This is a genomic window from Palleronia abyssalis (assembly GCF_900302445.1).
GTDB classification, from domain to species: domain Bacteria; phylum Pseudomonadota; class Alphaproteobacteria; order Rhodobacterales; family Rhodobacteraceae; genus Palleronia; species Palleronia abyssalis.
On sequence record NZ_ONZF01000002.1, the window covers coordinates 252858 to 265440 of the forward strand.

At 64.0% G+C, this 12583-nt stretch carries 14 protein-coding genes; 8 read left to right on the plus strand and 6 right to left on the minus strand.

Translation table 11 applies throughout. From position 1 onward, the window contains the following. Positions 1 to 4: 4 nt before the first annotated feature. Entirely contained in the window at positions 5 to 1528 is a 1524-nt protein-coding gene (locus PAA8504_RS04955) for a PAS-domain containing protein (protein ID WP_108893057.1), read from the minus strand. 77 nt (positions 1529 to 1605) lie between these two features. After that, positions 1606 to 2994 (minus strand): sensor histidine kinase RegB, encoded by a 1389-nt coding sequence (gene regB, locus PAA8504_RS04960; RefSeq protein ID WP_108893504.1) that lies wholly within the window; start codon positions 2992 to 2994, stop codon positions 1606 to 1608. Between the two features lie 64 nt (positions 2995 to 3058). Between regB and PAA8504_RS04965 the strand changes: the two genes are divergently transcribed. Continuing rightward, positions 3059 to 3697, plus strand: a complete 639-nt coding sequence (locus PAA8504_RS04965; RefSeq protein ID WP_108893058.1) for an SCO family protein — start codon at positions 3059 to 3061, stop codon at positions 3695 to 3697. Positions 3698 to 3769: 72 nt separating this feature from the next. Next, positions 3770 to 4324 carry an ActR/PrrA/RegA family redox response regulator transcription factor gene (locus tag PAA8504_RS04970; RefSeq protein WP_108893059.1) on the plus strand — a complete coding sequence of 185 codons (555 nt, stop codon included), beginning with the start codon at positions 3770 to 3772 and terminating at the stop codon, positions 4322 to 4324. Here PAA8504_RS04970 and PAA8504_RS04975 read toward each other — a convergent pair. Next, positions 4321 to 5190: a LysR family transcriptional regulator gene (locus PAA8504_RS04975; RefSeq protein ID WP_108893060.1), complete on the minus strand. Its 870-nt coding sequence runs from the start codon at positions 5188 to 5190 to the stop codon at positions 4321 to 4323. The genes PAA8504_RS04970 and PAA8504_RS04975 overlap by 4 nt on opposite strands. A 138-nt stretch (positions 5191 to 5328) precedes the next feature. Here PAA8504_RS04975 and PAA8504_RS21980 point away from each other — a divergent pair, with 138 nt between their 5' ends. Next, complete coding sequence (locus PAA8504_RS21980; protein ID WP_181375693.1) at positions 5329 to 5478, plus strand: hypothetical protein; 150 nt, start codon at positions 5329 to 5331, stop codon at positions 5476 to 5478. Positions 5479 to 5572: 94 nt separating this feature from the next. Here PAA8504_RS21980 and PAA8504_RS04980 read toward each other — a convergent pair whose 3' ends face one another. Then, positions 5573 to 6166 (minus strand): HD domain-containing protein, encoded by a 594-nt coding sequence (locus PAA8504_RS04980; RefSeq protein ID WP_108893061.1) that lies wholly within the window; start codon positions 6164 to 6166, stop codon positions 5573 to 5575. A 91-nt stretch (positions 6167 to 6257) separates the two neighbouring features. On the opposite strand from PAA8504_RS04980, the gene ahcY reads away from it, so the two are divergent. The 3 genes from ahcY (at position 6258) to PAA8504_RS04995 (ending at position 9235) form a co-directional block, all read left to right on the plus strand. Then, positions 6258 to 7649, plus strand: coding sequence for an adenosylhomocysteinase (gene ahcY / locus PAA8504_RS04985; protein WP_108893062.1), 1392 nt, complete (start codon positions 6258 to 6260; stop codon positions 7647 to 7649). A 140-nt stretch (positions 7650 to 7789) separates the two neighbouring features. Beyond that, positions 7790 to 8131 (plus strand): DUF2853 family protein, encoded by a 342-nt coding sequence (locus PAA8504_RS04990; protein WP_108893063.1) that lies wholly within the window; start codon positions 7790 to 7792, stop codon positions 8129 to 8131. 57 nt (positions 8132 to 8188) lie between these two features. Next, entirely contained in the window at positions 8189 to 9235 is a 1047-nt protein-coding gene (locus PAA8504_RS04995) for an FUSC family protein (RefSeq protein ID WP_108893064.1), read from the plus strand. Here the strand turns inward: PAA8504_RS04995 and PAA8504_RS05000 are convergent. Both PAA8504_RS05000 and tsaD read right to left on the minus strand, forming a co-directional pair. Beyond that, on the minus strand, positions 9232 to 9648 hold the full coding sequence (locus PAA8504_RS05000) for an EVE domain-containing protein (protein WP_108893065.1): 417 nt from the start codon (positions 9646 to 9648) through the stop codon (positions 9232 to 9234). The two genes, PAA8504_RS04995 and PAA8504_RS05000, sit on opposite strands and share 4 nt — an antisense overlap. After that, complete coding sequence (gene tsaD / locus PAA8504_RS05005; protein WP_108893066.1) at positions 9645 to 10697, minus strand: tRNA (adenosine(37)-N6)-threonylcarbamoyltransferase complex transferase subunit TsaD; 1053 nt, start codon at positions 10695 to 10697, stop codon at positions 9645 to 9647. Before tsaD ends, PAA8504_RS05000 begins: the two co-directional genes overlap by 4 nt. 74 nt (positions 10698 to 10771) lie before the next feature. Between tsaD and PAA8504_RS05010 the strand changes: the two genes are divergently transcribed. Next, positions 10772 to 11452, plus strand: coding sequence for a uroporphyrinogen-III synthase (locus tag PAA8504_RS05010; protein WP_181375694.1), 681 nt, complete (start codon positions 10772 to 10774; stop codon positions 11450 to 11452). 21 nt (positions 11453 to 11473) lie between these two features. After that, a complete protein-coding gene (locus tag PAA8504_RS05015; RefSeq protein ID WP_108893068.1) occupies positions 11474 to 12583 on the plus strand; it encodes a COG4223 family protein in 1110 nt (369 codons plus the stop codon).

Genomic DNA, 12583 nt, shown 5'->3' on the forward strand with positions numbered 1-12583 from the left:
CCGTTTACGCCTTCAACCGTTCTTCGATCAGCAAATGGGCGCGCGTCGGCATCAGTTTGCTGACTTCGGCCGCCCTGAGGGCGAAGCGGACCATCATCGATCCACCGGGCAAGGGGGCGGCCGAGATCGCGACACGCCGGCCGTCGTCAAGCCTCAGCTCGGTCTCGGGCGCGTGTCGGGTTCCCGAAAGGGTCTCGGTGATCCCGTCCAGCAGGCCCGGGTCGCACCGTTGCCGCCAATGCGACACGGCGTCTTCAAGGGCGCCGTGTCCAATCCCGTCCTGGGTCCGGGTGCCCCACAGCCGGTCATAGGCCGTGTTGGTCATCGTCAAGGCACCTGCGCGATCGAACACGGCAATGGCGTCCGGCAGGGCATCGATGACCGAATGGCTGGTCTCGATCTGGGCACGGAAGCTGCGGGTCAGGCTGATCTCGGCGCTGATATCCTCCATCAGCAGAGCGAAGGCCCCGTCCGGCTGTGGTCGTCCGGTCACGCGATAGGTGCGGCCGTCCGGCAGATGCCAAAGCTCGGAATAGGTTCCGTTCTGGGCTGCTTTCTCGACCGTGGCGACACGATCCCGCCAAGAGGAGTAATCCCGCGGCTCGGGCATCATCTGGCGGGCGCGCAGGGCGTCGAGGAACGTTTCCAAGGTTGGTTGCCCCACGAGAAGGGGGACCGGCAGCGTCGTCAGGTCGGTCAATGCAGGGTTGAACACCGCCAGTCGACGCGTCCGGTCGAAGATCGCGAGGCCGATCGTCAGGTGGGCAAAGGTGCGCGACATCGTTCCCTTAAAGGACTGAAGCGCAACTTCTGCTTCGACGAGACCACTGACTGGCGTGGCCGCCGCAAGCATTCCTTGGCCGCTGGGCGCGAATGTCAGCTCGAACCAGTCGGCACCGATCTTGGTCCGGGACGTTCCGGGCGTGGTTTCAGCCATGTCCATGATGTTTGTCAGGGGCCACGCCGGTTCGGAGCCTGACACCTGTCGAACAAGGTCAAGATACGCCGTGTTCGCCCAAGTGATATGGCCATAGGCATCCTGGCGCCACACAGGCTGGGGAAGGTCATCACCAAGCTTGCGCAACGCATCCAGTTCGGCTCGCGCCGCGTCGTGGCAAATCCGGTCGATCGCGATGCGACCATGTCCGGCATGCGTCAGTTTCAATCGCATCCGGTCCCCGTCCGGGGAGATATCCAGCCGCGACACACCGTCGAGGCCGAGAAATACCCGGTTGCCGAGCTCCGACAGTTTGCGGTCCGCGCTTGCAAGATCGGGGAACGTTTCGGCCAGCCAGCGCAACAGGCGGTCGGTCGTCCAGCCTGCGTCCCCGAGCAGATCGAGGATCATCCGTCCGGTCGTTGTCGCGTCGATGACATGCGCCCCGTCCACCAGGAACACCGTTTCTTCGCTTTGGTCGTCGATCAGGAGTTTTGCGCGCCCGAACCGGATCAGGATCGCAAGAATGACCACCCCGGTCGCGACGGACATCATGGCAAAGGGAATGACTTGGGTCGGGTCGATGGTCATCGGCAAACTCGCTTTCAGGCGATTCCTTCAATGACTTTCGCGTAACCGGGGTTAAAAGCGCCTTAACCCGGAACAATTTAGCTGAAAGGCATATTTTTGGGCAGGGCCGGGCGGTCCGCCGAAACGGCGATGTCCTCTCGTTTCCAGGTCAGCTGAACGACTGCCCCGGGATCCTGGCCGTCGCGTGCGGGACCGTTGGCGAAGACGATCTCGGCGTGGGACCGTTCCAGCAGGGTCTTCGCGATGAACAGGCCCAACCCCATACCTTCGTAGGATTTGCGGTTCGAGATGTCGTCGTTCGAGGTGCGATGGCGCAGGAACGGCTCGCCCAGGTACGGCAAGGTATCGGCCCGGAACCCCGGCCCGTCATCGCTGATGCGTATGCTCACGCGGTCCTCGCTCCAGCGCAGCTCGATCAGGACTCGGGTGCGGGCAAAATCTACCGCGTTCTGAACCAGGTTGCGCATCCCGTGGATGACCTCGGGGCGGCGTTCGACGCTTGGCTGACGGGTACTGCCCCCGTCGACGTGCCGGGCATCGATATCGACCTGAATGCCACGCGCGCTGTGGGGTTCGGCGGCTTCTTCAATGACGGTGACGAGGGGGGCGATGCGGATATGTTCGTCATCTTTCCCGGCGCGCCCCATCTCGCGCAGGATGATGCGACACCGTTCCGCCTGATCGCGGATCAATTGCGCGTCGGCCCGCAGATCGTCGTCCGACGCTTCGTCCACCAGTTCGCCTGCAACAAGGGCAATAGTTGCCAGGGGCGATCCCAGTTCGTGGGCGGCCGCCGCGACCACACCGCCAAGGTCGGTCAGCTTCTGTTCGCGCGACAGCGCCATCTGGGTGGCGGCCAGCGCCTCGCCCATCGTCATCAGCTCGGACGCGACGCGGTGGGCATAGCTGGCCTGGAACGCGATCCCGATGACGATGGCGACCCAGAACCCGGCCACGAAGACCGGTGGCTGGCGCAGGATCTCGCCCTCCATCGTGACCAGGGGAAGATGCACGAACAGCAGAACGGTCGTAAGAAGAACGGCGACCCCGCACACGATCAGGGTCGGTCGCGCAGACAGGGCAAGTGCCGCGATCGCGACCTGTGCCAGCACCAGAAGGGCGAACGGGTTGTGAAGCCCCCCGGTCAGGGCCAGCAACGTGGACAGTTGCACCATGTCGAAGATCAGCGTTCCCGCCAGTTCGGTCTCGCTCAACCGCTTGGCATGGGGATAGACCAGCGTCGCCATCAGGTTGGTGATGATCGCCGCCCCGATGGCCGCCCAGATCAGCCCGGTCTCGAGCCGCAGGTTGAAGGCCTCCTTCGCCACGATCAGCGCGGCGATCTGTCCCGAGATCGCGATCCAGCGCAGGAAAACCAGCGTTTGCAGGCGCACCCAGTCCGATCGCCGGGCGAACGCGCGCCGGGATTCCGTCTGAGTCTTTTGGGGGCCATCTGTCTGCGTCATGAAGTAAGGTTGTAGTAGCAGCCGCAACCGACGATCAATGCGGCGAAATTGATCGGAGCGTTCCATGACCCGCCTTTACGCAATCCTCGCCTCGGTCGCCGTGCTGGCCCTGATCGGCGGAACCGCTTTCTTCACCTTGTTGGGCCGCAGCGACGATCCGTTCGCGCCGTGCCGCGACGGGGCCGTGGCAGGGGCGGCCGCGATCGGCGGCCCGTTCGAACTGGTCTCCGAAACGGGTGAAACCGTAACCGAAGCCGAGGTTCTGGACCGGCCTGCGCTGGTCTATTTCGGGTACACCTTCTGCCCTGACGTCTGCCCTTTCGACGCCGCGCGCAACGCCGAGGCGGTCGATCTACTGGCCGAGGACGGGTTCGACGTACGGCCCGTCTTCATCTCGGTCGATCCTGAGCGGGACACTCCCGCGGTCCTGGCCGAATTCACCGACTACATGCATCCCGATATGGTGGGCCTGACCGGATCGCCCGAGCAGGTGCGCGCCGCCACGCAGGCCTATCGCGTCTATTTCTCGCGCCGGGGTGAGGATCCCGAGACCTATTTGATGGATCACTCGGTCTTCACGTATCTGATGCTGCCCGAGGAAGGGTTCATTGACATCTTTCGCGGCGCGCCCGGCGCTGCGGGATCGGGTGTGACGGCCCAAGAGGTCGCCGAGAGGACGTCGTGCTACCTGCGTCAAGTGTGACCACCTGTTTCGATTGACCTATTCAGCGTGACCCCTACGTCAGAGATCAACTGCAAGTAACGGTAGGCTTCGATGGAAACGACCGAAGAGCTCGACCTTGGAAGCGATCCCTCGCTGTTGATCGTCGACGATGACGACGCTTTCCTGAAGCGCCTCGCGCGCGCTATGGAGAAGCGCGGGTTCGCCGTGGAAACCGCCGAAAGCGTGGCGGCCGGGCGTGCGCGTGCTAGCCATGCGCCCCCCGCCTACGCGGTCGTGGACCTTCGTCTGGGGGATGGCAACGGCCTGGACGTGGTCGAACTGATCCGGGCCAAGCGCGAGGATGCCCGGATCGTCGTCCTGACCGGTTACGGCGCCATCGCCACGGCAGTCGCAGCGGTGAAAATCGGGGCGACCGACTATCTGTCCAAACCGGCGGATGCGAACCAGATCACTGCGGCGCTTCTGGCAAAGACCGAGGATTTGCCGCCCCCGCCCGAGAATCCCATGTCCGCGGATCGCGTGCGGTGGGAGCATATTCAACGGATCTACGAGCAGTGCGACCGCAACGTGTCCGAGACGGCGCGTCGCCTGTCGATGCATCGCCGTACCCTTCAGCGCATTCTGGCCAAGCGCAGCCCGCGCTAATTTGCGGCTTGCCGTTTTAGCCAGCGGATCAACGCCGTCAGGGGGCGTGAGCGCGGGCCGGGTCGCGTGAGGATGTGATAAGCTAGATCGCTGTCACTTTCTTCGTAGACAACCTCGACCTCGCCACGCGCGATCGGGGTCGCCGCGATCACCCGCGGCAGAATTCCCACCCCGACGCCGGCGCGAATGGCCTCGAGCGTCATGGTGATGTTGGGAAACTCACGTGGACGGACTGTTTCGGGAAGCCCGTTCTGCCGGGCCCACAGAAGGTCCTCGGCATTGTTCGCTTCGGTGAGCCATTCCCGGTCGGCCAGGATCGAAAGGTCCCGGATCGGGCCGGCGATCATGCCGTGCTTTGCAATGACGGCGTGACCGGCATCCATCAGACGCTCGATTTCGACCCCGGGCCAGGGTCCGCGCCCGTAGCGAAGGGCCATGTCATAGCCTTGGGTACGTAGATCGACGTTTTCGGGCGACGGGACAAGCTCCAGCTCTAGGCCCGGATGCGCGGCCCAGAACTCTCCGATCCGGGGCATCAGCCAGTTTGCCGCGAGAGAAGGGGTCAGGGCGATACGGAGCGGCCGGATCCGGTCGCGGGCCAACAGGTCAGAGGCGGCCGTGGCGATGATGCCGAACCCCTCGGCCAGCGCGGCCGCCAGACGGCGCCCTTCCTCGGTCGGGCGCATCCCACCGCCTTCGCGCAGCATCAGACGACAGGCGAAATGCGTCTCCAGCCGGCGGACGTGCTGGGCGATGGCCGCGTGGGTGACATTCAGCTCGCGCGCGGCGGCAGTGTACGACCCGCACCGCGCCGCGGCCTCGAAACCGCGCAACGCCTGAAGGGAGGGAACGTCCTGCCATTCCATGGTAAGTTCAGCTTACACCTTCGATAGGTTTGTGACTCGCTGGACGGCACGCCTGCGACTATCTCCATGGCATAGAGACCCGAACCACGAATAGCGAGACTTACGATCCAGCCCGGGCCTTCATTAAGGAGAGACGACATGCTGAACATCTTCGCCCAGACTTTTATGACCGCGACCCGTCAGGATCCCCAGTCCCGCACGCGCGAACAGGCCCGCCGCGAGAATCCGCTGTATCGCGTCCGTTCTGGCGGTCTGATCGTCGAGCCGGACAAGACGTCCGACCGGTAAGCCATTGGCACAAGTGCGCTGCCAATGTACCGCGACCCCCAGACCCGGACGCCATTGGTTTTCGAAACCTACGATCCAAAACTGCGGAAAGGCTTCAGGTCTGCGCCAAAAGCGCCCCGTGCCGCGCGGTGAAGGCCGCGCGAACATCCCGCGGCGCGCGCAGCACGATGTCCAGGCCTTCCGTAAGCCGAGGATCGGCACGCCCGAAGAAGCGGGTCGCCTCGGCCTCGGTGAACCCGGCGATCTGCGTGGCCTCCATGAAGGCCGACACCTTGTCCGCCGCCTTGATCTGGCGCTTCACCTTCGGTGGGATGGTCGCGGGCAGGCCGAAGCGCACATGGATCGCTGCGGTCAGGCGGTCGTCCAGCGCGCCGTATTCCGGTCCGACGGCCGCCTTCACGGGAGAGATCATGTCGCCGATGACATATTCCGGGGCGTCATGCAGCAATGCGGCAAGACGCCATCGGGGCGGGGCACCGACGACCATCCGGGCAAACAGCGCCTCGACCAGCAGCGAGTGCTCCGCGACAGAGTAGGGAAAATCGCCCTTGGTCTGGCCGTTCCACCGGGCGACGAACGCAAGCCCGTGCGCGATATCCTCGATCTCGATATCCACGGGCGTGGGGTCCAGCAGGTCAAGCCTTCGCCCGGAAAGCATCCTTTGCCAGGCGCGTGTCTGTTTCGCCATCCGCATCCTTCCCGCAGCGCAGCATTCCGTTGTCGCTCGGTCATCCCGGTGCTATGGGCGTCGGGACAATTCTTACTCGGGGACGCAGATCATGCCGGAAGATTACATCGTCAAGGATATTTCGCTGGCCGCCTATGGCCGCAAGGAACTTGATATTGCCGAAACCGAGATGCCGGGCCTCATGTCCCTGCGCGAGGAATTCGGGTCCGAGAAGCCGCTTTCGGGTGCGCGCATCGTCGGCTCGCTGCACATGACGATCCAGACCGCCGTCCTGATCGAGACGCTGACCGCGCTGGGCGCCGATGTGCGCTGGGCGTCGTGCAACATCTTCTCGACCCAGGACCACGCTGCCGCCGCGATCGCCGAAGCCGGCGTGCCGGTCTTCGCGATCAAGGGCCAGTCCCTGGAAGAGCACTGGGATTACCTCGACCGGTCGTTCCAGTTCGAGGACGGTCCGAACATGATCCTCGACGATGGCGGCGACGCGACGCTTTACGTTCTGCTGGGCGCACGGGTTGAGGCGGGCGAGACGGACCTGATCGAGACCCCGACCTCGGAAGAAGAAGAGTGCGTGTTCGCCCAGATCAAGAAGCGGATGGAGCAGTCGCCGGGCTGGTTCACCAAGATGCGCGATCAGATCAAGGGTGTTTCGGAAGAGACGACGACCGGCGTTCACCGCCTGTATGACCTGAAGAAGAAGGGCCAGCTGCCCTTCCCGGCAATCAACGTCAACGACAGCGTCACCAAGTCGAAATTCGACAACAAGTACGGATGCAAGGAATCGCTGGTCGACGGGATCCGCCGTGCCACCGACACCATGATGGCCGGCAAGGTCGCCGTCGTCTGTGGTTATGGCGATGTCGGCAAGGGCTCGGCCGCATCACTGCGCGGCGCTGGGGCGCGCGTTAAGGTCACCGAGGTCGATCCGATCTGCGCACTTCAGGCCGCCATGGACGGGTTCGAGGTCGTCGTGCTGGAAGACGTGATCGACAGCGCCGACATCTTCATCACGACGACGGGCAACAAGGACGTCATCCGCATCGAGCACATGCGCGAGATGAAGGACATGGCGATCGTCGGTAACATCGGCCACTTCGACAACGAGATTCAGGTCGCCAACCTGAAGAACCACAAGTGGACCAACATCAAGGACCAGGTGGACATGATCGAGATGCCCTCGGGGCACCGGATCATCCTGCTGTCGCAGGGCCGTCTGCTGAACCTCGGCAACGCCACCGGCCACCCCTCGTTCGTCATGTCGGCGTCGTTCACCAATCAGGTGCTGGCCCAGATCGAGCTGTGGAAGAACGGCGGGGAGTACGAGAATGACGTCTACATCCTGCCCAAGCATCTCGACGAGAAGGTCGCGGCGCTGCATCTGGAGAAGATCGGCGCGAAGCTGACCAAGCTTGCGCCCGAGCAGGCGGCGTATATCGGCGTCACGCCCGAAGGCCCCTTCAAGCCCGAGCACTACCGCTACTGAATGTATGGGGCGGACCATCACGGTCCGCCCTTTCACCGCCCCCGCGGCATTTCTTCTTGCCGATGCGGCCGAATGCCGCGTAGCCCTGACATGGCGGGGCCGGGACCCCGTTTCAGGGGTATCAAAGGGGGATATAGACCATGAGCCGCCGCGACGAATTGATCGAAACGTATGCCGACGATCTACGTACCAAGTGCGAGGTCGAGCCGGACATGGACCTTCTGCGCAAGGTGACCATCGGCTGCGGCCCGTCGATCTACAACTCCGACTCGGCCACCGTCGCCGCCTCGGACACCGAGGAGCTGAACCGCATCCGCGAGAATTTCCTCATGAAGAAGCTTGGTCTGCCTGATGACGAGAGCCTGATGGGCGGCATTCAGGCCGCGATTAGGACCTACGGACGCTCGGACCGGCACAAGTATCGCGCGGTCGTCTATTATCTTCTGGTCAAGCATTTCGGCAAGGAAGACGTCTACGCCTGACGCGGACTTTGAACCGCAGCCCCCGGCGCTAGCTTTCGTCTGCGGAACGGGGGCGACATGGCCGGCAAACTGAAATCCTGGCTGTTCGAAAGCGACGCGCCTATGCCATGGCGCAAGGTCGCGATGATGATTCTCGCCATGGTCCTACCGGCCGTGATCGCGGTGACCTTCATGGGGCGGACCGGGGCCATCGCTTTCGTGGCAGCGATGCCTGCTTGCCTTGCAGCACAGGATGCCGGTCTGAAGGTTTCGCTGCTAGTCACGTTGGTCATGGGCATGGCCGGGCTGCTCAGTCTTGGAACGCCGGAAATGTCTTTGCTGGTGGCACCCTTCCTTGGCCTGATGGTCGGCATCTGCGGGTCGTTCGGGCTGGCGAAGGCGGCGATCCGGGGTTTGCTGACCTGGCCGATATTCACGTCCCCCATCATCGACAACGGCAACCTGCCAATGCTTTTCGCCGTGTTCGTCGGCGCCATGCTATGGGCGCAAGTGGTGGTCTGGTTGTTCGGAGAGACCTGTTCGACGGGCACCGAAGACCGCGAAAGCGAGCAGTATGCCATGGTTTTCGGCATCGCCCTTGCGGTTGGACTGACTGCGTCGGTCTGGACCGGGCAAAGGTACTTTGGATCGCACGGCTTCTGGTTTCCGTTGACGTTCGTGATCCTCGTTTTGCCGCCGCATGGCCAGCTGTTTTCCAGAACCACGAAGCGGACACTGGGCACCGTCATCGGGACAGCGGTTGCCATCGGGCTGGCAGCGTTGACAAGTTCCACGTGGATCATGGTCGCCGTCGGGGCGCTGTGCCTGGCGCTGGGATTCCGGATGCTGCCCTACAGTTATACCGTTTTCACGACACTTCTGACTGTCGCGGTGTTGGAGGTTCTGGCGCTCGTCTCCCAGGTCAATCAGCTTGCAATCGAAAGAGTCGGCACGATGGCTGCCGCGGCGGGAATGACCGTTGCGTTGGGGGCACTGGGGTTCCTCATCCTGCGCCTGACAAAGCCCGAAGCCCTTCGCGCCCTGCAGGAAACCGGCATTGAGGATGTGCCGTTGGGCGGCGACCGCCGAAAGGACAGTGCGGCCTCGGCAACGCGGGTCGGCTAAGTCAGCCCGCCCGTGCGGAGGACGATGCGCCATTCGTTTTCGGTCACGGGCTGAACCGACAGGCGCACAGTCTTCACCAGGGACATCTCGGAAAGCTCGGGCGTCTCCTTCACCGCGGCCAAGGTGACGGGCCTGGGCAACGATTCGACGGCTTTGACGGTCACGCACTCCCATTTTCCGGTCTCATCGGTGGGGTCGGGCGCAGCTGGCGCGATGACTTCGACGATGCCGACGCAGGCCTTGTCGCTTTGCGAGTGGTAGAAGAACGCCAGATCCCCGACCGACATCTGCCGCATCATGTTGCGGGCCTGGTAATTGCGTACGCCAGTCCAGGCCTCGCCTTCGTCGCCCTTCGCGACCTGATCGTCCCACGACCAGTCGGATGGTTCCGATTTCAACAGCCAATATTTCATGCCTTCGCCCCCCGTCGCCCCGATCCCAGCATGGGGGTGGCGCTGCTGTCCAGCGGCCACCGGGGGCGCGGCGCCAGATTCATCCCGTCGTGTGCGCCCGCCTCGAACAGCTCCGACCCCGCCCAAGCGATCATTGCGGCATTGTCGGTGCAAAGCGGCAGCGGTGGCGCCAGAAAGGGCCGGTCGCAGATCCCCTCCAGCGCGGACCGGATCGCCCCGTTCGCCGCGACGCCACCGGCCACGGCGAACGCGGTCGCATCGGGGCATAGGGCCAAGGCACGTCGGGACTTCTCGGCCAATGTTTCGGCGACGGCGCGCTGGAACCCCGCGCAGATATCGTTGCGCAGCGAACGGGGTAGCGCGCCGTCGACTAGGGACGTATCCCGCGCTCGCAGAACGGCGGTCTTTAGCCCCGAGAACGACAGATCGCACCCCTCGCGGTCAAGCAGGGGGCGCGGAAAGGCGAAGGCCGCCGGATCGCCCGCGGCGGCGGCGCGCTCGACTGCGGGCCCGCCGGGTTGTAGAAGGCCCAGAAGCTTCGCCACCTTGTCGAACGCCTCGCCCGGCGCATCGTCTATGGTCCCGCCAAGCCGTGTGAACGCATCGGGGCCGTCCACGCGCAGGAACTGGCAATGCCCGCCCGAGACCAGCAGCATCAGGTAAGGATAAGTCGCACCGTCCGTCAGCCGGGGCGTCAGGGCATGTCCCGCCAGGTGGTTCACCCCGATCAGGGGAATGCCCGTCCCCATGGCCAACCCCTTTGCGACCATGACCCCGGCCATGACGCCGCCGATCAGACCCGGCCCGGCCGTCACGGCGATCGCGTCGATTTCGGCCAGCGCGACCTTGGCTTGGCTCAGCGCTTGTTCGACGCAAAGATCCAGCTTTTCCACGTGCGCGCGAGCGGCGATTTCAGGGACTACGCCGCCAAAGGCCGCGTGAAGATCGGTTTGAGAAGAAACGACATTCGACAGGATCTTTCGGCCCCGCAGGACCGCGGACGCGGTGTCATCGCAGCTTGATTCTATACCGAGGATCAGGGGGGGCATCGTGCTGGCCCTCGTTGTTTCGCAGGCGGTTACGGCCTAACACCGTGGGCACGCACCGTCCATGAGGCATCCTCGTGCTGATCCTGACCCGCCCCTTGCCCGCTGCCCGCCGGACTGCAGTCGCGTCGCGGCAGCGCGGCGTCGGGGGTGCGATCCTGTTCTCGCCGGTCTTGCGAATCCTACCGCGGAAAATGGTTGGCCTGCCCCCGGGAACGCCGATCTTTACCTCCGAAAACGGGGTGCGCGCGGTCGCGGATCAGGTCGATCTTTCGGGCCGGCCGGTGATTGCAGTTGGACCACGAACCGCTGCTGTGGCGGCGTCATACGGCGCACTGCCCGAGATCACGGGCGGGCAGGCAGATGCGCTGGCTACCGCGCTGATCGCGCGCGGAGGAGGCGAATATGTGCATCTCCACGGCGCGCATGTCACCGGAGATCTGGTCGGTCGTTTGCAAGATGCCGGCATCGCAGCGCAGGCCGAAATGGTGTACGATCAACAACAATTGCCACTGACGGGGGCTGCGCGACACGCGTTACTGGGGTCAATTCCGGTTATCCTTCCGCTGTATTCCCCCCGATCAGCCCGGATTGTTGCCTCGGATCTGGGCGAAAAGCCGGTAAATACCCGTGTGATCGCGCTAAGTCAGCAAGTTGCGCAAAGCTGGCCGTGGACAGACACGGCGCTAGTTGCGACAACGACTGAGGGTCCGGCTATGCTGGACGCGATTGCTGCCGCCGTGGCGGCACAGAATTGAGATGACGCGAGGGGGCAGCACGTGAGCGACGAGACCGGCAGTCAGACGGACACACAATCGACAACGGCCGAACCGCGCGGGTCCGGAGGCTCGGCCTTTTTCGTGGTCCTCTTGGGCGGATTCCTGGCGGGCGGCATAGGCTATCTTGCTGCCTATTATACCGAGTTTGGGCTGTTCGACACCGGCGGCGACGACCAGGTCGCCCAGATCTCCGAGGCGCTGGATGCGCAGGCGGTGCGGCTTCAGCAGATCGAAGCCCAAGCAGATGACGATACCGTCGGGGCCGAGGTCGGCGCGATGGGGGATCAGTTGGCGCAATTGGCCGCGAGACTCGAGACTATCGAATCCGCCGAACCTGCCGAAATGCCGGAGGCAACCGACCTGACCCCCACGAACGACCGGATTTCCGAGTTGGAAGATCAGGTCGCCCAACTTCAAGCGCAGACTGGAGATCAGGCCGCGCGGATCGAGGACAACAGCCAAGCCGAGCAACTTGCCGCGCTGACCCAGCAGATTCAGGACCTGTCGACTCAGGTGGAGGAGCAGGCTGCCACGCTAGACAGCCAGCGCCAGACGCTGGAAAGCCAGGCTGTGGCGATCGAGGACGCCGGTGCCGCCGCTACGGCCGAGGCGAACCGCGTCTCTGCCCAGGCCGCACTCTCCGGGATCGAAGCGGCGTTGGGCGCCGGGCGTCCCTACGCCGACGAAATCGGTGCGCTACGTTCGACCTCGGAGGTCGAGGTGCCCGATGCCTTGGTTGCCGGTGCCGATGACGGCGTGGCGACGCTTGGCAGCCTTCAGGAAGATTTCGATGCCTTCGCGCGTGCGGCGCTCAGCGAATCAGTTGCCGCGACAGCCGGCGGTGGTGTTGCCGATCGGCTGGGCGCTTTTCTGAGGTCGCAAACCAATGCCAGGTCGCTGAACGAACGACAGGGGGGCAGTGCGGATGCCGTCCTTTCACGGGCTGAGGCGCGTTTGAACGAGGGGAACCTCGAGGCCGCGCTGACCGAGATCGAGGCCCTTCCGGAAGAAGGGCAGGACGCCATGTCCGAATGGCTGGATCGTGCGAATGCCCGGCTCGACGCACTGAGCGGCTATTCCGATCTTTCTTCCTCCGTCAACGCTAACTGA

Coding starts and splice junctions, on each gene's coding strand:
- PAA8504_RS04970 (WP_108893059.1), top strand. CDS start 3,770: ATGGAAACGACCGAAGAGCTCGACCTTGGAAGCGATCCCTCGCTGTTG.
- PAA8504_RS04965 (WP_108893058.1), top strand. CDS start 3,059: ATGACCCGCCTTTACGCAATCCTCGCCTCGGTCGCCGTGCTGGCCCTG.
- PAA8504_RS04955 (WP_108893057.1), bottom strand. CDS start 1,528: ATGACCATCGACCCGACCCAAGTCATTCCCTTTGCCATGATGTCCGTC.
- PAA8504_RS21980 (WP_181375693.1), top strand. CDS start 5,329: ATGCTGAACATCTTCGCCCAGACTTTTATGACCGCGACCCGTCAGGAT.
- ahcY (WP_108893062.1), top strand. CDS start 6,258: ATGCCGGAAGATTACATCGTCAAGGATATTTCGCTGGCCGCCTATGGC.
- PAA8504_RS04990 (WP_108893063.1), top strand. CDS start 7,790: ATGAGCCGCCGCGACGAATTGATCGAAACGTATGCCGACGATCTACGT.
- tsaD (WP_108893066.1), bottom strand. CDS start 10,697: ATGCCCCCCCTGATCCTCGGTATAGAATCAAGCTGCGATGACACCGCG.
- PAA8504_RS04980 (WP_108893061.1), bottom strand. CDS start 6,166: ATGGCGAAACAGACACGCGCCTGGCAAAGGATGCTTTCCGGGCGAAGG.
- PAA8504_RS04975 (WP_108893060.1), bottom strand. CDS start 5,190: ATGGAATGGCAGGACGTTCCCTCCCTTCAGGCGTTGCGCGGTTTCGAG.
- PAA8504_RS04995 (WP_108893064.1), top strand. CDS start 8,189: ATGGCCGGCAAACTGAAATCCTGGCTGTTCGAAAGCGACGCGCCTATG.
- PAA8504_RS05000 (WP_108893065.1), bottom strand. CDS start 9,648: ATGAAATATTGGCTGTTGAAATCGGAACCATCCGACTGGTCGTGGGAC.
- regB (WP_108893504.1), bottom strand. CDS start 2,994: ATGACGCAGACAGATGGCCCCCAAAAGACTCAGACGGAATCCCGGCGC.